This is a genomic window from Caballeronia temeraria (assembly GCF_001544795.2).
Taxonomy (GTDB): Bacteria; Pseudomonadota; Gammaproteobacteria; order Burkholderiales; family Burkholderiaceae; genus Caballeronia; species Caballeronia temeraria.
The window spans coordinates 1-17,178 of record NZ_FCOI02000062.1 but is presented as its reverse complement, the minus strand read 5'-3'; the positions used below and the strand labels follow the sequence as shown (position 1 = coordinate 17,178).

General features: G+C 59.6%; 17 protein-coding genes and 2 pseudogenes. 10 read left to right on the top strand and 9 right to left on the bottom strand.

The features are described from left to right. Positions 1 to 178: 178 nt before the first annotated feature. Positions 179 to 1,597, bottom strand: coding sequence for an amidase (locus tag AWB76_RS37675; protein ID WP_244173688.1), 1,419 nt, complete (start codon positions 1,595 to 1,597; stop codon positions 179 to 181). A gap of 805 nt (positions 1,598 to 2,402) precedes the next feature. Here AWB76_RS37675 and AWB76_RS43295 point away from each other — a divergent pair. The 7 genes and pseudogenes from AWB76_RS43295 to AWB76_RS37645 all read left to right on the top strand — a co-directional run. Beyond that, a pseudogene (locus tag AWB76_RS43295) lies at positions 2,403 to 2,690 on the top strand (DUF7673 family protein); the annotation flags it as partial. 179 nt (positions 2,691 to 2,869) lie between these two features. Continuing rightward, entirely contained in the window at positions 2,870 to 2,968 is a 99-nt protein-coding gene (locus AWB76_RS43290; RefSeq protein WP_445343877.1) for a hypothetical protein, read from the top strand. A 706-nt stretch (positions 2,969 to 3,674) separates the two neighbouring features. Further along, positions 3,675 to 4,337, top strand: a complete 663-nt coding sequence (locus tag AWB76_RS37665; RefSeq protein WP_082864630.1) for a CsgE family curli-type amyloid fiber assembly protein — start codon at positions 3,675 to 3,677, stop codon at positions 4,335 to 4,337. Positions 4,338 to 4,395: 58 nt separating this feature from the next. Beyond that, entirely contained in the window at positions 4,396 to 4,836 is a 441-nt protein-coding gene (locus AWB76_RS37660) for a curli assembly protein CsgF (protein WP_061165161.1), read from the top strand. Between the two features lie 18 nt (positions 4,837 to 4,854). Beyond that, the gene (locus tag AWB76_RS37655; RefSeq protein ID WP_061165160.1) at positions 4,855 to 5,787 is read left to right on the top strand and encodes a CsgG/HfaB family protein; all 933 of its coding nucleotides are present in this window, start codon (positions 4,855 to 4,857) and stop codon (positions 5,785 to 5,787) included. A gap of 24 nt (positions 5,788 to 5,811) precedes the next feature. Then, positions 5,812 to 6,342, top strand: a complete 531-nt coding sequence (locus AWB76_RS37650; protein WP_061165159.1) for a hypothetical protein — start codon at positions 5,812 to 5,814, stop codon at positions 6,340 to 6,342. A 135-nt stretch (positions 6,343 to 6,477) separates the two neighbouring features. Next, positions 6,478 to 7,755 carry a hypothetical protein gene (locus AWB76_RS37645; protein ID WP_061165158.1) on the top strand — a complete coding sequence of 426 codons (1,278 nt, stop codon included), beginning with the start codon at positions 6,478 to 6,480 and terminating at the stop codon, positions 7,753 to 7,755. Here the strand turns inward: AWB76_RS37645 and AWB76_RS41395 are convergent. The 3 genes from AWB76_RS41395 to AWB76_RS37635 form a co-directional block, all read right to left on the bottom strand. Beyond that, on the bottom strand, positions 7,746 to 8,066 hold the full coding sequence (locus AWB76_RS41395) for a hypothetical protein (RefSeq protein WP_157696326.1): 321 nt from the start codon (positions 8,064 to 8,066) through the stop codon (positions 7,746 to 7,748). The genes AWB76_RS37645 and AWB76_RS41395 overlap by 10 nt on opposite strands. A 64-nt stretch (positions 8,067 to 8,130) precedes the next feature. Next, positions 8,131 to 8,388, bottom strand: coding sequence for a hypothetical protein (locus tag AWB76_RS37640; RefSeq protein ID WP_061165157.1), 258 nt, complete (start codon positions 8,386 to 8,388; stop codon positions 8,131 to 8,133). A gap of 54 nt (positions 8,389 to 8,442) precedes the next feature. Beyond that, positions 8,443 to 9,168, bottom strand: coding sequence for a hypothetical protein (locus AWB76_RS37635; protein ID WP_244173686.1), 726 nt, complete (start codon positions 9,166 to 9,168; stop codon positions 8,443 to 8,445). 960 nt (positions 9,169 to 10,128) lie between these two features. On the opposite strand from AWB76_RS37635, the gene AWB76_RS37630 reads away from it, so the two are divergent. Then, positions 10,129 to 10,428 (top strand): DUF4148 domain-containing protein, encoded by a 300-nt coding sequence (locus AWB76_RS37630; RefSeq protein WP_061165156.1) that lies wholly within the window; start codon positions 10,129 to 10,131, stop codon positions 10,426 to 10,428. 157 nt (positions 10,429 to 10,585) lie between these two features. On the opposite strand, the gene AWB76_RS37625 is transcribed toward AWB76_RS37630, so the two are convergent. Both AWB76_RS37625 and AWB76_RS37620 read right to left on the bottom strand, forming a co-directional pair. Beyond that, positions 10,586 to 10,885 carry a type II toxin-antitoxin system RelE/ParE family toxin gene (locus AWB76_RS37625; RefSeq protein WP_061165155.1) on the bottom strand — a complete coding sequence of 100 codons (300 nt, stop codon included), beginning with the start codon at positions 10,883 to 10,885 and terminating at the stop codon, positions 10,586 to 10,588. Continuing rightward, entirely contained in the window at positions 10,882 to 11,139 is a 258-nt protein-coding gene (locus AWB76_RS37620) for a type II toxin-antitoxin system ParD family antitoxin (RefSeq protein WP_061165163.1), read from the bottom strand. The genes AWB76_RS37625 and AWB76_RS37620 overlap by 4 nt, the downstream gene beginning before the upstream one ends. Positions 11,140 to 11,869: 730 nt before the next feature. On the opposite strand from AWB76_RS37620, the pseudogene AWB76_RS37610 reads away from it, so the two are divergent. After that, a pseudogene (locus tag AWB76_RS37610) lies at positions 11,870 to 13,055 on the top strand (IS3 family transposase). Between the two features lies 1 nt (position 13,056). Continuing rightward, on the top strand, positions 13,057 to 13,560 hold the full coding sequence (locus AWB76_RS37605) for a hypothetical protein (protein WP_061165153.1): 504 nt from the start codon (positions 13,057 to 13,059) through the stop codon (positions 13,558 to 13,560). A 169-nt stretch (positions 13,561 to 13,729) separates the two neighbouring features. Here the strand turns inward: AWB76_RS37605 and AWB76_RS37600 are convergent, their stop codons facing one another. The 3 genes from AWB76_RS37600 to AWB76_RS37590 are packed head-to-tail and all read right to left on the bottom strand — an operon-like array spanning position 13,730 to position 16,929. Next, on the bottom strand, positions 13,730 to 15,685 hold the full coding sequence (locus AWB76_RS37600) for a hypothetical protein (RefSeq protein ID WP_061165152.1): 1,956 nt from the start codon (positions 15,683 to 15,685) through the stop codon (positions 13,730 to 13,732). A gap of 46 nt (positions 15,686 to 15,731) precedes the next feature. Then, positions 15,732 to 16,307, bottom strand: a complete 576-nt coding sequence (locus AWB76_RS37595; protein WP_061165151.1) for a hypothetical protein — start codon at positions 16,305 to 16,307, stop codon at positions 15,732 to 15,734. A 58-nt stretch (positions 16,308 to 16,365) separates the two neighbouring features. Beyond that, positions 16,366 to 16,929, bottom strand: coding sequence for a hypothetical protein (locus AWB76_RS37590; protein WP_157696325.1), 564 nt, complete (start codon positions 16,927 to 16,929; stop codon positions 16,366 to 16,368). Positions 16,930 to 17,178: the final 249 nt, after the last annotated feature.

The following is a 17,178-nucleotide window of genomic DNA, read 5'->3' as shown; positions in this document are numbered from 1 at the left end:
GGCGAGTTGTCCACCGCCGGCCGGCGTCGTGGTCGTAATAGGCGACCCGCCGACCGGCCGTGGACAACTCGCGGCACCGCCCAAACCGGAGGGAATCAATCCATTCAAAATTCAACTGCTTAACCATCCACGGAAGCGGGTCACCCCCAAGCCCCGTCTCGTGTCGAGACGGGTTTGATCAGAGCGGAGGGCGCCGATCACCAAGACCGCCGCGACGCTCAAGGAGCGCGCCAAGGCGCAGGATCGTGGCCTCATTGAGCCATTTAGACACCAGTTGAATACCGATCGGAAGACGCTCCGAACTGAACGCGTAGGGAACGGAGAGAGCGGGGAGCCCCGTGACATTGAATGGCGAGGTGGCCCTCATGACATGCATCCAGGACACGGTCTCGCCGTTAACCGTGAGTTCCTGTGCGCCGTGGGGTGTGGCCGTCATGGGATTGACGGGGCACAGCAGTACGTCGTATTTCTGGAAGAACCCGGCGAATCCCGATCGTAGCGCTTCGGCGTTGTGTTCGGCGGTCAGGTAGTCGCTGAAGGACGGATCCGAAAACGCAATGATGCCCTTGCCGATTTCGTGCAGATCGCTTTCGCGGCCAGCGACGAGTTTCTTGATGTACGGCACGATCTCGCCGTACACGGTTGTCATCAACGTAGCCAGCGGATCGCCCAGGAACGGCAGGCGAACTTCTTCGACATCGAACCCGAGGTCGGAGAGTTGCATCGCAGCGGCCTTCACGGCAGCGGTGATCTCGGAATCGACAGGACCAAAGGCACCGTCCGAAACCCAACCGATCTTGAGCGCGCGACCTGCCAGGTTGACATCGCTGGAATCGGCATTGCTCTGATGTACAGCGTACCCGTCGACGCCGTCTGGCCCTTTCAGAATCGAGTAGCCGAGAGCCACGTCGCGCACTGTCCGGGCCATCGGACCAACATGCCACCAGCGCTGGGTAACGGCCGGATAATGCCCGGTGTACGGAATACGGCCGTGCGTGGCTTTAAGAGCGGCAATCCCCGTGAATGCAGCCGGGCCGCGCACCGAGATTGCCACGTCACTGCCAATGCCGATCGGCGTCATGCCCGCGGCGATCGCTGCGGACTCTCCGCCAGACGATCCCCCCGGGGTACGTTCGAGGTTCCACGGGTTGTTGGTGCGGCCAGTCACCAGGTTGTCTGTTTCGGTCCACGCTGAAAATTCGGGGAGGTTGCTTTTCATCAGCGGGATTCCGCCAGCGGCCTTGAATCGGGCTACGGCGGTGGCATCCTGCGCAGGTATGTTGCCCGCGAACAGCCTGGAGCCGCGCTGGGTCAACACGCCGGCCGTATCCAGTGCATCCTTGATGGAAAACGGCACGCCGTGCAGCGGTCCCAACACGTCGCCGTTCATTACGGCTTTCTCTGCTGCTTTAGCGGCGTTGACGGCGTCGTCGCGCATCAAGGTGACGACAGCATTCACTTTTGGGTTGACCGTCTCGATCCGATCCAGGTGCACCTTGATGACCTCGACGGGCGAGATCTCTTTGGTCCGGATCAGATGCGCCAGTTCGGTCGCGTCGCGATAAAAAATCGTTGTGTCATCGTTCATGAAGCTCATCAGTGCCGCCTATACGTGGACATACATTCAAGGTGATATATGCGCGAAACTACGCGCCGAGACGTACAGGGCACATAGGCATATATCGCTGAGACGAACGGAGTGTAGGCGCGCACCGATGCAAGATAAACGGCATATCCTGGAAACATTCTCCAGCGCGCTGGATAGTGCGACGTCAACCTTCACAGCGGGTATTCGTAGCACTAAGACCCGGTGGACGTCGGTGACTGCGCTATCCGTGACTGCGAAGGCGTACAAAGGCGACGTGCCACGAGCGTCGACAGTTTCCAGTGGGTAATTGACAGCCGCAGAGGACGCGACCGATGGGCGAAAAACGATTGTCCGGCGAGCAGTGCGGGGAAACCGAATGGCCGCTGCAACGTCGACCCGAGCCATTCCTGGCGGAATAATCAAGCGGCCGATTTGGGTCGGGCTGCGTTAGTCCGCTCTTCGAACTGATGGCTGGAAAGCGGCCAGTGGAATTGAGCTCCCGGAAGCGGCCAGTCGGCAGTGCGTACTCCCCGCCGAAAAGCGGATATTGCCCGGGCATATGAACACCAGGTGAACGCGTACATCGTCAAGGCGTTCGATTTGCAGGCATACGTGGCGTCAATGGCGGTCGTGGTCGGAGCCTGGTCGAGGAATCGAACACCTCATTACTGAAGTTCCACGGCGGCGCAAGCGGCGACGCCTTCGACCGAGGGCGGCGAGCCAACGTCAATGACTATGACGCCATGAGCAAACCAGCAGATTCAGGCAGCAAGATCGTTTCTTTCGCGGTCCCAACCATCTATTTGACGCCTTCGTGGAGTCGGCCAACGATTTCTTCGCGACTGCGCACGAGGGGACGACGCCCGCGCAGCGTGCCGCCGAAATCCGCGCGCAGGACAAGGATGCTGGCATTGACTCGCTCGCGACATTGCTCGATGTGGCGCAGTGTGACGCGGGTCAGGCGTGGGTGATCGCGCGGTTCTTGGCCGGACTCTATAAGGGGGACGATTTTCCCTTTGATCTAACCGAACTGCGGCGCCTCGACGAGGATTTATTCGAACACTGCATGGCTGTGCTTCGGCTGGACCATCGGCCCGCGGCGGAGATTCACAACTACTTTCCGGGCGGCGCTGCGCGATGGCAGATGTTGATCAACCAGTGGAGCATCGGCGCGCGTAGCACTGCGCAGCCAGAAGAAGTTGCAGGAAGCGGCCGACAGACATACGAAGTGGAGTACGTGGCCTATAGCAACGCACCAGGCTTGCCGAAGACCTGCTTTCGGTGCATCGTGACTCGTGGGACGAGGAGGGCGAAAGGCCCCTCGACGCGGGCGATGCGGAGACGCGCCCTCAGTGGCTTTCGACGACCCGGATGGAGTGAGGACGCGGGTTTCAGCCGGAAGTCGCGACGTGTGCGGCGGCGTCAGGCTCCGGCAATCGGGGTCTCCGCGAGCCCGAGGGTCGCCATGACACGCCGCTCGAACGCCGTCACAAGTTCGAGCCTGCCGTCGCACAGCAGACGTACCGCCGCGCGGGAGTAGCCTGGAGATTAAAACCGCTTGCTCGCTATGAGCATCGGAGAGTCCAGCCGTCGTCGCCCGTACTGATCGACTTGCCTCACGGAGGCGTCGAGGCAGCGCTGCGCGAAGTGGTCCGTTTCGACGAAGCCGTCGATCAAGCGCTCACTGAATCGATCGCGTGCTCTTCAGCTGCTATCGACCGGATTCGTGAACTCTTAGTAGGCATCTTGGCGGGCTCTGCCAAGGCTTGGTCGCTTTGCTGGACCTCAAAAGAACAAGACCAATCGCGGGCGGTCGTGAGAAGGCGAAGCCGTGCCATGAAGCATTGCGATTGACATTGAGAGGCTGAGCAAACGTTTTCTTACCGAAAGTCTGCGAAAACTTCGACGCAACACTTTCAATCGATGCTTCGTTGCTTGCAGTTTTCTTCAGATGAGTGTGGCGCAGACAACATAGCGGTTACAAGTTATTACGGAGAATCCATCCCGTCGTACAAATAAAAACGAAGCGTTTAAAACAGATCGTCTGAAGGCAGCACCATAGCAGCCAAAGACATACGGGGAAGTCATGCAGCGAGAGAAGAACAACGCGCCTGTCAAAAGGCGGGTCATCGCAGTGTGCATCGGGGTTTCGATCGTCGCGATCAACGCGAGTGCGCAGGATGCGGAAACGCCGCCGGCCGTGCACGTGAACACGACATCCCAGGCTCAACCGCTCATTTCGCTGCCCAGCACGCCGACGCCCGGTCCGGTCGGCAACACCACCGCGCTGCCCGCCGCGAATGGCGCGCCTCTCACGCCGCGCGGCACGGTGAATGCCGCATCGTCGTTGGACAAGAGCGCCACACTCGCCGGCACGCCGCGCTCGCGCACGGTCGATATCGAAGGCAAGCAATCGCTCGACGACGCACTCGGCGGCGTCGTCACGACCGACACGGTGACGCTCGCGGGGCAGGACTTCTACACGTGGTTCGCGCAGGCGTGGGGCGCCATTCCGCTTTCCGAGCGCTATATCGTTTCGGTGCACGAGCGGCCGTCGCCGCGTTACGGCAGCCTCGTGTGGGTGGAGTACGGCCAGCGTCGCGTATTCCAGGCGTTCCTGCCGATTGCGCGCTCGAACGTAAAGCCGATTGCCGAAGGCGCAGCGCAGATCGCGTTTCAGAATGTGATGCAAGCGGACCTGACCCGCCTGCTTTTCCGCGACGCCGATATGGCGACGGACGAACTATAAAAATACGCATCATAAAAATCGATGCAGTAAGGCCAAAAAAACATACGGGGAAAACGCAATGAAAACGAATGCGCTCTTGAATCGCGCGTTGCTCGCTTGCGCGCTTACGATGCCAGTTATTACCGCGCAGGCCACGTCGCTCGTCTATGAGCCGGTGAATCCGAACTTCGGCGGCAATCCGCTGAACGGCACCAACCTGCTGAACGAGGCGAACGCGCAGAACAAGTACAAGGATCCGTCGACCGAAAGCCTTGGCACGAGCAGCCAGTCCACGCTCGACCAGTTCAACACGCAATTGCAGCAGGCGATCCTGTCGCGCGTCGCGTCGTCTATCTCCAGTTCGATCGTCGGCACGGACGGCACGCTGCATCCCGGCACGATCAACACCGGCAACTTCTCGATTGCGATCACGCAGGTCACGGGCGGCAATCTGCAGGTGACGACGACCGACAAGACCACGGGTGCCTCGACGACTTTCGTCGTCGGCAACGGACAGTAACGCGAGCGCGCATACGAAATGAACAAGCAAGCTATCACGACCCTGGCGACGCGCGCGGCACTGGGCGCCACGATCGTTGCAACGATGCTGTTGACCGGCTGCGTCACCACGCCGATGCCTTCCGCGGGCAATGCGACGCTCACCCCGCCGACGCGCGTGACGCGCGATCTCACGCATCTGCCGTCGCCGAAAGGGCGCATCGTCGCCGCCGTGTACGGCTTTCGCGATCTGACGGGCCAGTACAAGCCGTCGCCGGACAGTTCGTTCTCGTCGCAGGTCACGCAGGGCGGCGCTTCGTTCCTCGTGAAGGCGATGCGCGATTCCGGCTGGTTCACGCCCGTGGAGCGCGAAAACCTTCAGGACCTCCTGACCGAGCGCAAGATCATGCGCGCACTGGAAACGCCGGACGACAGAAAGAACGCGATACCGCCGATCGGTGCGCTGGTGCCGGCGAGCATCGTGCTGGAAGGCGGCATCGTCGGTTACGACACGAACATTCGCACGGGCGGCGCGGGCGTCGCCTATCTGGGTATTTCGGCATCTCAACAATATCGCGTCGATCAGGTGACGGTGAACCTGCGCGCCGTGGATATCCGCAACGGCACGATACTCAACAGCGTGTCGACGACCAAGACCATTTATTCAATTCAGATCGACACCGGCGTGTATCGCTTCATCGGCTTCAAGGATTTGCTGCAGGCCGAAGCGGGCATGACGCGCAACGAGCCGCAGCAGCTGTGCGTGAACGAGGCGATCGAATCGGCGCTCGTGCATCTGATCGTGCAGGGCGTCGCGAACCAGACGTGGGCGCTCAAGGACATGAAGGACTGGTACGACCCGACGATGCAGCGATATCTGCAGGAAAACCAGGGCTACGCGCAGACGATGGAAGACGTGAATCCGCCGTATAGCCCGGTGAAGATCGATCCGCCGAAGACCGTCGGCAGTTAATCAGCCTCAACGAAGGAGATCAGCATGAAAGCATCGCGTGCGCCCATGCGCGCATCGAAGGTCGCTCTGTGCGCGGCGCTCGGCGCGGCCGTATCGCTCGCGGTGTATGCGGCGGACCTGTCGTCGGTTTCGGACTTCGGTCCGCCCGAACCGGGCTTCGGCGGCGCGACGCAAGTCGCTCGTGTGTCGCAACAGGGTCTGGGTAATCGTCTCAACGCCATTCAGGCGGGACAGAACGGTTTGATGGCCAATCAGATGGGTATCGCGAACGCGGCGGCGACGGCGCAGGCCGGCAACGACAACTGGACCGTGCTTCAGCAAAGCGGCGCCGCCAATCTCTACGTCGGGTATCAGACGGGTCAGTACAACCGCTCGATCGCGGTGCAGAACGGCAGCGGTAACGAAGCAACGGTCACGCAGGTCGGGAACTCGATGTCGTCGCAAGTGACGCAGCTCGGCAACAACAACGAGATTTCCATTCTGCAGAGCAGGAACGGCTCAGGATTGACGGTTACGCAAACGGGCGGCGCCCGGGCGGCGGTTCTGATGAAGTAAGCAGGTGAGGAGACCAGGTAGTGCAGTTTCGAAGTGTGGGTGTGTGAGTGTGCAGTGCCGGACGTCAGCGGGGGTTGGCGTCCGTTAGGGTAACGAATCTACGTGCATAAAACATCAAGTCAACGAGGCATAAAAATGAAAGTGAAGGCAATCATCATCGCTATGGGCCTGGCAGCACTGGCTTCGACGTCGGCTTTCGCCGCATCGGTCGGCGAAGGCGCGATCGTCGAGCAGTTCGGCAACAGCAACGCAGCCAATGTGACGCAGACGGCATCAAGCTTTGACCGCGTGAAGGTTCAGCAAAACGGCGACGGCTCGACCGCGACCGTCACGTCGAGCAACGGCGGCGCGAACGTGACCGACATCCAGCAAAACGCGGCGGGCGTTTCCGGCGCATCGAAGCTGAGCGCGACGCTCACGCAACAACAGGCGATCGGCGAAACGACCACCATCAAGCAAACGGGCAACAACAGCACGGTGAACGTGACGCAAACGGCTTCGTCTTACGACAAGGACACGGTCACGCAGTCCGGCAAGAACGACTCGGCGACCATCAACCGCACCGGCTCCAGCTGGAACACGGTCAACATCGATCAAGGCACCGGCAAGACCGCGGGCGTGAGCGACGGCGCGAAGGCGACCGTCACGCAGACGACGACCATCGGCAACCGCGTCGACATCATGCAAGGCAACAAGAACGGCATCGCGACGGTGACGCAGACGAATGGCGGCTACAACGCGGCGCGCATCGATCAGCTCGGCGATCATAACGACGGCAAGATCGAGCAGATTTCGGAAATCGGCGACAACGTGTCGATCAAGCAGGCCGACTTCGCGCGCGCGCAAGTCCATTCGGAAAACGGCGGCGGCAACACGACCACGATCGACCAGAGCGGCGCGGGCGCACCGCACTACGCTCAGGTGACGCAGGGCAACGCGACCAACGAAACGACGACGATCCTGCAAAGCGGTTCGGCCTACAACACGGCATACGTCGACCAGTATCGCGAAGCCAACGACCACACGTATATCGTGCAGGCGGGTGATCGCAACACGGCGGCCGTGCATCAGACGGATGGCGGCAGCAATCTGGCAGTCGCGGTTCAGGTCGGTTCGAACAACAACATGGATCTGACGCAACAGGGCGCGTTCGAATCGACGCTACTGGCCGGTCAGGGCGGCGGCTTCAACGAAGCGAAGGGCAAGCAGTCGGGCTCGTATGAAGAGATGGCGCTGGCGCAAGTCGGCTACTTCAACTCGGCGGACGCATCGCAAGCCGGTTCGTACAACACGGCTTCGATCATCCAGGTCGGCAATGCCAACTACGGCTCGGTGACTCAGAGCGGTATCGGCAATGCCGCTGCGATCACCCAAGGTGGTTCGCTCAACAAGGCTGTCGTCGTTCAGAAGTAAGGGACGCGGTACATCGGCTGGCTTTGTCGCGGGCGGCGAGCGGTTTGAAAAAGCCGCTCGCCGCCGTCTGTACTCGACGTTCGTGCGCCGGTCGCGGTGACGCCTGCCCGGCTATCCGGCATTTTGCCAAATGCAGGAGCGCCAGAAAATGCAGTGCCGGATTCGCCGCTGATGGCATGAAAAAGAGCTTGGAAAATCAGCTGCGATAGCGGTGTAACGATCAGCACGATCGCAAGGATACGTCCATCTGCACGTGGAAGTTTTTGCCTGCCCCATCGTCCTCGTACCATCAGGATGAGGCGGCATTCCATATTTTCGGTCAGGCGAACGCTGCGGCAGCGTTGGAGGGATGCTTACGCACACCTCGCCCAATTATTACTCAGCGTCTTCACGCGTTCCCGAGTCTCCGCGCTTCACGTCTGCTACCAGTTCCTTGAGTGCTTCAATTCCAGCGTCCGTAAAGGCGGTGACGGAGACGATTTCATCGGGCGGGACATCAAAGTCATCTATCACGCCAAGGCGACCGTCCTCCGGCTGGAGGTTCACGCTGGCTAATTCCTCAAGCCACTCCTCTGGTTCACCAAGCATCTTGGCGACGCACGAGATGGTGTAGACGTAAGCTGGCGCCGACATTAAATTCTCCGGAGTTCGTGGCAGCCTAGATTCAGGCCGAAATGGCGACGATATTCAGCGTGCGCATCGCTCTCGGATGCGACGCCATCCGTTGCGTGCCCGAATCGCGTCTCGAAGGATGGCCATATATTCGTCATGGTCGACGCGCTCATCCGGAGGCAAGCCATGCTCTTCATGGCGGCACAGGGCCGCTTGTCGTGCGGCTGTTCCGGGAGCCGATGAGAGTATCTGGCTGTATGTTTCGCAAGCATAGGCGAACGTCTCCCGCTTAGCAAAGGCGATGTCGAGTGGGTTTGGACAACTCCGACGTTCTACCAGCCCAATCGCTGCGCGGCGGCAGTTGTGTAGTACATGGGCAGCTTCATGCACGACGTAATCAGCGAAGGGATCGGTATCGCGAAAGTAGGCCAGGGAGACATAGCACGTAGTGTCCTGACTCATGCCGACAACGCGAGCGGACTGCTCTCGAAGCGGAGTAGCACCCAGACTGTCCAAATAGATGTTAGCCAGTTCGCATGCGGTAGATAGCCACGTCTCCCTGGTCAGTACCTGCACGATGTTGCTCGGCGTAAGAAAGACGATGCCTGCTACGAGCGTGCGGAGGATAACCTCCCGTTCGGTGGCGGAAAAGAGGCCATATACCATGGGCTTGAGCTTGTCGCGAAGCCACGGCTCTGTCGGCTCTGGCGTCAAGCTCGGATGGTCGAAACCCCGCGCGCAGGAGGGTGTCGGCGATGAGTGCAGCGCGCAATTGCTGATTGGCCCGAGACGCAGTGTCATACATAGCTTCCCCTGGCCAGCCGACGAAGAAGCCGTCATAGTCTCCGGTTGTGAGGTAGTGCCGAACCTGGGCTTCAACCCATTCTGGCGAGCCGATCATCGGAATGGCCATCTAAGGCTCCCAAGTATCTTGGTTAAGCGGGACCGCAGGCGCTCCGACTCCCTATCCCAATTGCCGGTTGAGCACGGACCCGGGACGCTCGCGTTCAGGACCAATCGTGCGACTTCGTGGCAGACCGATCCACGGCCGCTCCCATGGTATGCGCAGCTGGCGACCCCGTACTCAGCAAGAGAGTATCAGGACGCGATCGGCGCGCCAGACGCGATGTAGACGCAGCTTGCTTGTCGGCCATAGCCGACAGTCGCCGTCCATCCGCCGTGCGGCTGCGGCTAGCTGCTTCGCTGCCATTCCCGATGCGGCGCAGTCGGACGTCGGCTTCCCGGAACGGCGTAGGCGCGGCTGCTGGGAGTCTCGACCAGGGGTTACTACGCGCGGCTGGTGCGGGAGCCATAAAGGCGGTCACGTAGCGATGCTCAGCTACTGACGCGCACTCGTACGCTCGCGAGTACGTATGGGACGTCGCGCATCTTACCGGGGCTCGGACCACCGCGTCCCAAACGGAAACCGAATCGTGCAAACGCCAGAGTCCGCATCGCTTCCACGCGCAGCCGAAAGCGTTCGGCATAGGCATTGGTTCACCGACCGTGCAGAACGGCGCGCGCCTCGCGGGTGTGTCCGTGGGTTCGGTATCGCGCGTTCAACAGACGCGACACCGTCGCACCCGAAGTCCGCGAGGTCGTGACCCGTCGAGCAGCGGTCGTTGACATAGGGTTATCCCGAATACAATAAGAGTTTGTTGTTCAAACGCTCATTAATCTTAAGCGGGTGCTTACTTATACTGAACTGACTGAAACGCAAACAGGGCTGTTTGCGAAAAACAAGACTCGGAGGTAAGCATCATGAAATTCGCAACTATCGTCGTCGCCGCTGCACTCGCCATCCCGGCAGTTTCTTCTTTCGCTCAAAGCCAACCGCTGACCCGCGCGCAAGTAAAGGCAGAACTGGTCCAACTCGAACGCGCTGGATATAACCCGAGCACGGATCGCGTGACGTATCCGGCCGAGATTCAAGCAGCCGAAGCGAAGGTCGCGGCGCAGAACGGGCAAACGAGCTACGGCGGCGTCGCTGACACTGCGTCGGCTTCGGGCGGCCCCGCTCACACCGGCAATAGCATCGCTCCTGTCTATTTCGGTCACTAATCGACCGGCAGAGCCACGAGGCTCCTGCGCGATACAAGAGGACTGGCCGCTGCGGTGGTACTGCCGACGGCCAGTTTTCTAACGACACCTCCGCCACCGGCGTAGCCGATGGCTTGCCCAGCACTTAAGTCGTCCTGGGCCTTTTTCGTGGGTGTTTTCAGGGGAAAAGGATAGCGGCGATGTCTCTGGCGCTATGCAGCACGTGAATTACGTCGATGCGCTCGGGTTGCCCAGTGACACGGTAGAAAATCTGGTAGCTGCCGTGAACACGATGCCGCACGCCGCGATCTTCGTACCGAGGCACGAGCGGGTAGGCGAGGGGCATATCTGCAAGGCTCATGCACTTGTCACGCATCTCAAGAACGAAGCTTAAGGCGCGGCGTGGATTGTCGCGGGCGATAAAGTCTCCGATGGCCTCAAGCTCGGCCTCCGCGGCCGGTAAGATGCGAACAATCATGCCTTGCTGTCGATCATCGCCTGATACTTAGCCTCAAGCCGGTCGAACACTTCTTCGGCGGGCTTTCCTCGGCCAGCATCTGAATCGACAATGCCTCGCTCGATCACGGCATCTAACGCGGCAAGCTGCGTCTCGCGATCCTGAATCAATCGCACGCCTTCGCGCAACACTTCGCTCTTTGAGCCGTACCGTCCCGTCTCGACCAGCTTCGTAATGTATCCCTCAAGCTGTTGTCCAAGGTCCGCACTGATCATGATTCTGTCCTCCAGGCAAGTCACCCGCACAGTATAACCCTTATTAACTATTATCAAGCCCGATCAGCATCGTTTGCCGCGAAGGACAGGTGGCAGACATCGATGCAGGAAAGCCGGTCTCAATGGTTTTCGAAGAAAGTTAGCTCACGAGAAGTGGGACGATTCGGTCGCCCGCGAATCAGGCTCTCGCCTACGTTCGTGACACACTAACTCTCATTCTCCAATGGCTGCATTTCTAGCGCTAAACGTTCACCACGATTAAACGCATGTCTGATAATACGAATTATCAGGCATGGAGGGGTGCGCAAGAACGGGCTCTAGGGGGCGTCTTCCAGTCGATAACTTCTGGCCGTCGAAAGCAGGGGTTGGCCCGCAGCGGTCACTACTAACCGTAAGCGTGCTAATACGACTTATCACGCTTGAAATCATGTCCGCCGGTGCGTAGGGGGTGCGTGCCTTTTAGGATTAGAACAGGCCCGTGTGCCCCCACAGTCCAGCAGGATCACCCTTTGGGCACCTTGGTTGGCGTGATGGCGTAACGCCTGTTGATTGGCTCCCGCGAGCGCCTTCCGCGACGGCAGGGCACAAACGACGCTTGAAACGGAATTGGGCCAAGCTGTGGCGGCCTACGCGCCCGCACGCATGTGCAGCTGGGACATCGGCAATTTGACCATGCCTCGATTTCACGTACAGCAGAAATTTGCTAATTTCTGTTTGTACGGAGGTTTTAATGTCAGAGAAGCTAGTGCCAAAGCGGCAGTACACGGACGAGTTCAAGCTCGAGGCCATTAGGCTTGCCGAATCAGTCGGGCAGCACGAAGCCGCGCGTAGGCTTGGAGTGCCCGTGGCAACCTTGGGCAATTGGAGTCGACGCAGTCGCGCTGCTCAAAGTATCGGCGAGGTCGGCAGTCACGAAGTGAAGAGCACGCGATCGACGCGCCCGGTCAACGAACTGGAGGCGGAGAACAGCCGCCTTCGCAAAGAGCTCGCCGGTGCGCGACTTGATATCGAGATCCTTCGAAAAGCGACGGCGTACTTCGTGAAGGGGTCGCGGTGAAGTACGCATGGATCGACGAGCACCGCGACCAGTACAGTGTTACTCGGCTGTGTCACATCCTGACGGTGTCGCGCAGCGGATATTGCCAGTGGCGTAACCGCGGGCCAAGTCAGCGAGCGCAGGCCAACGCCGCGCTTGATCGGGAGGTGGCAGAGATTCACCGCGCCAGTCGCGGCAGCTACGGCCGTCCTCGGATCGTGCGGCAACTAAGAACCCAGGGTCACCCGGCGAGCGCCGAACGTGTACGCCGTAGTCTGCAACGTCCAGGGCTGCGACCGGTCTACAAACGCCCGTATCGGGTGACGACGGATTCGACACACCGCCTACCGGTGGCGCCCAATCTGCTTGATCGTCGTTTGACGGCTGGCAGACCGATCAGGCTTGGGTCAGCGACATCACGTTTGTCAGGACCGGCGAAGGCTGGTTATACCTGGCTGCTATTCTGGATCTGGCAGGCCGACGCATCGTAGGCTGGTCAATGTCAGAGCGCATCAACGCGGAACTGGTCTGCCAGGCGCTGCGCAGCGCGTGCTGGCACCGTAAGCCCCCGCCAGGGTTGTTGTTACATTCCGATCGCGGAAGTCAATATGCAAGTCGGGCGTACCGAAAACTGGCCGCCGACTTCAAGATGGACGTTTCGATGAGCCGTCGCGCTAATGCATGGGACAACGCGCCAATGGAAAGCTTCTTCAAAACCCTGAAAGTCGAGCGAATCTATCAGGTTCGCTACGAAACGCGCGCTGAGGCTCGTCTGGATATCGTCGACTGGATTGAGGGCTACTACAATCGACAACGCCTGCACACCTCTATCGATTTCTCCACTCCCGTCGATTACGAGGCTAGGATGATCGCTGCATAATTTGCTGTACGCGGAAACGAGGCAGGATCACTCCGATGGTTTTCTGTTTTTTGGCGATGCGTTCAAGGGCCGGCTTGGCGAAGTGACTCCCGCTACGACCTACCTCGCCGTGTCATCCGTACTTCAGGCTGCGCGAGACCTAAAAATCGCGTCGAACCAGCTGCGCCCTACCGGGTATGAGTCTGTCGTGCTTGCGCCCGAGAACTTCCTGCGGTTCAACGACAATCTGCTGCAGGCCTGCATACTACGGGCAGCACACCCGTCCGAGCTCGACTACTCTGCGAGTCCGCACCTGAGCACATTGATGAAAGAGTTTCTCATCAAGATTTTTTCGCGCCACGCGCACCTATATGGTGCGGCGGCGCTGGAGTTTGCCGCGGCGCTCGCAACCGGACGGCTCAAGCTGAAGAAGGCTGACGCCCAGGAAGTGGTTTCCGTCACGGTCGAGAACCTGCGAGCCCAACCCTCCGCGTTGCTGGGGCTGCTCTTGATGGTGACCGCCTAGGACGGTCAGACATGCTGCGACGCCCGCGCTTCCGGCGACGTCGCAGCGAACGCAGAGAGTCTGGGAGGGTGACTGTACGCGAGGATGGCGGTAGGGGCGTGTTCAACCGTCGACACTGACCATCCCGGCGTCGCCCGTAGCGGTCGCCCCGCTTCGCATTACAGCTTGATCACTTGCCGCTGTAGTACGGGATGAGAGGCGGGAACGCGCTATCGGCCGGGCGCATATGTCGTTCGATGAGCGTAAAGCCGTACGCCAGCTTGGGCGCGGAGAATTCCTTGTCGATCAGTACGAGCTGGATCCCGCGAAACTCGGACCGTTCAAGCTCATAAAGCATGCGATAGAACCCCTCGAACTGCGTCCGATTTTCACGCTCGCTGATATTTTTCATCGGTGAGTCGATAATCAGGATCTCAGGTAACGGCGCGCCGAGCTCGGCGGCCAGTCGATGCACGGCAACGGCGAAGCAACATTTGAACAGCGTCTTTTTGCCGCCGCTGCTCAGTGTTGCGAAGCTGGTGACAGCGTGATCCCCCGGTTCTGATCCGTACACTGCGGGGAAGAATGAGGGCAAAGGAATTTCGACGCGATCTTCCCGGGTAATACCTGGTACGCCGGCGCGAACCAGGCAGTCGAGAAATAGAACCTTCAGCCGATCGAGATTGGTCGTATCGCTTTGGGACGCAGCGCGTGCAGCCATGAGCTGCTCCCGGACGGTCTGTTCGCGCGCGACAATATTCGCCAGAAGGGCGCGATGCTGTTCGAGCATCCTGGGCAGTCGCGCAAAGCCGGCGAGATTGTCCGCTTCTTGGAGAAAGGCGGCACGTTCGCGCTCGTAGCCGATCACAGTCGAAAGGTACGCCGTGTCATAGCGGGCCAGCGCTTCGTTGCGTTCACGCTCAATGCGGTCCTTGCGCTTCAGGATGTTGTCCCGTCTGATACGTAACGTCGACAGCTCATTGTCAGTGTGCGCTAGCACTGCCGTCAAGTCTGTGATCCGCGCCCTGACATCACGGTCGACGAGCGCCATCTCGGTTGGGTCGATTGCGTCGACATCGTCCGTCTGTCCGCAGACGCTACAACATCCGAGTGCACGTTCAGGCAGCGATTGTGTGCAGCGTGGACAGGATTGAAAAGCGACACCGGTAAGGATCGCTTTCGCCGAGACTGAACGTCGAAATTTCAGCGTCAGGGTTTCGATTTCGTGAAGATGTCGCTGGTCACGTTCCCGGGATTCAGAAAGATTCGTGCATTGATCGTCGATGTGCGCGAGTTCGTCGCCGAGTAAGCGCGCCTGCTCACGCAGACTATCTGCAGCGTGTGTCGTCTGCCTTTCGCTGTCGGCCAACGCACGGGCACGGTCGATCTGATTGCCGAGGTCCGCGGCGCGTGAGCGAAGGTGGATGATACGGGTCCGAATCTGCTGCTCTGACTCGACTCCAGTGTCCTTCAGTGCACGAGCAAGTCCTCCAATTGTGGCATTCAATGCCTGCCGCTCGCCGCGCAGCTGATCAAGTTGCGCCTCTAGTTCGGCCACGTGCTCGTCATGGAAACCGACCACATAACGCAACACATCGCGACTCTTGTTCCGCATGTAAAACGGCGCATCTTCATCGAGATGAAAGAAGGAGCTGTCGATTTCGTCCTGATCTAGGTAGCAGTACCACAGCAGATCGCGTATCGACAGGCGAGCACTTTCGCTGTCCTCCTTGAGCTTGCTTTTGCGGACTTTGGGCGGCTTGATGCCTGAGAGCCTGAACAGGAGATCGGACAGATTCTCGACATCGGTGCCGGGCAGCACTTCGCCATCCGCCTTACGAGCGGGGAGGGTCAACTGATAGTCGCTGCCATCCTCGCTCCATATCGCTATGACGCGGTCAGCGCCGCGAGGACGCTCGATGAGAAGCGTGCCGCCGGCCAGGATCAACTCGAGCTTCGCACCTTCGAATTCATTCTGCATGGCGGGCGTCAGCTGGATGTTACCGCCAAGGCAATAGTCGACCAGTCGAACGATACTGGTCTTGCCCGCGCCCATTTGCCCCCAGAAGTAGCTGACGTCGGCAAAATCGATCTTGATGGTGTCTCGCCGCAACGCGAGGGTGAGAGATTGCAAGCGGAATTTCATGCCTGTACACGTCCTGGATCAAACACAAACGTTCATGGAGAGTTGATCAATAAGGCTGAATTTCCTCGCCCCATTTCATATCCACGATTTCGGGAATCGCCTCGTAGACGAAATCCTTGAGTCGGGTTGCCGACATAGCACCAACTGACTTGAGAACGATGTCGGCACGTCGAGAAAGGTCCGAGTACAAGGGATCGACGCGAAATCCATCGGCAAGTTCTCGGCCGGCGGGCGTGAGTCCAATCTGCACGGTATTGCCGTGGAGGCCGAGGGTAATGAGGCCGCGCGCGGCGAGCAGGCCGAGCCAGCGGCGATAGCGTCCATCCCATGGGCCATAACGGAATCGGACCATCTTTGTCTCAATGGAGGTGCGCTCACGCGGGTGGACATCTGCGACGCTAGCATCCAGTCCGAGCTTGGACAGCGCGCGCTCCAGGCAGGTGGGGTAGCGTAGCAGGAAGTCGAGTTTGGCGAGCTTGGTGATGCCTTCCACGGCCTTGGCTTTCGTGAGTGCCGTTGATTTTCTAGCGTCGGCGCTCCCGAGTAACACCAGCAGGCGCGCGAGATGAAAATCATCCATATTTTCCGTTTCGGCAACCGCTTTGATCAGGCGCAAACTCATCGGAATCGCTCGGCATAAGGAGGAGCATTGCGCCGGCTATGTATTGGATTTCCTTGCATCATGGCGTGTCCGAACTGACAGGAAACCGTGGGCTCCACCACGCCCGGCATTCCCCGGTGAGCAAGCCTGCGACGCCGACAAGACACTCGTAGCTCTGGTTGCAGACTTCGCGCGCGTGCTGCGAGGAAAGATGTCGCAAACGGTCCTGAACGTCAATCAGCATCGAAGGACCGTAGGGTAGCTCTAGCTGGCGGGCGCGAAGATTGGCTTCAGACAGTTCGCCATGCACACGCTGCTCAATCTGCTGGAGTCGGTCGGGAAATTTTTCAGGGTAACGGGTTGCTTCTTCGAGCAGGTTATATTCAGCCGCACGTGCGCGGGCAAGCATGTAGTCAACATCGTCGGACAATCCGCCGGCAACGAGCTTCTGTTCAAGCACGCTGCTCTTCAGACCGTCATTGAGATTGATCGTCGGCTTGCCCGGAAACCGGAAGGAAGTCTTTGCACGTAACGACGATACATCCAGCAGCGCCTGTTCGATGTCGATACGCTTCGCCAGCAATACTGGATCGGGATCCACGGGCTCGATGAGCGCGCGCAAATGCCTGATGGGGTCGCTCACCTGCAAGGACGCCGCCCGATGGACGAGAGCAACCAGGCCGTCTCTGACTGCATCGAGCTGTTCAGCAATGAACTCGCGACAGACGGGCAGACGGGCAATGTGGGGGTGACCCGCTTCCGTGGATGGTTAAGCAGTTGAATTTTGAATGGATTGATTCCCTCCGGTTTGGGCAGTGCCGCGAGTTGTCCACGGCCGGTCGGCGGGTCGCCTATTACGACCACGACGCCGGCCGGCGGTGGACAACTCGCC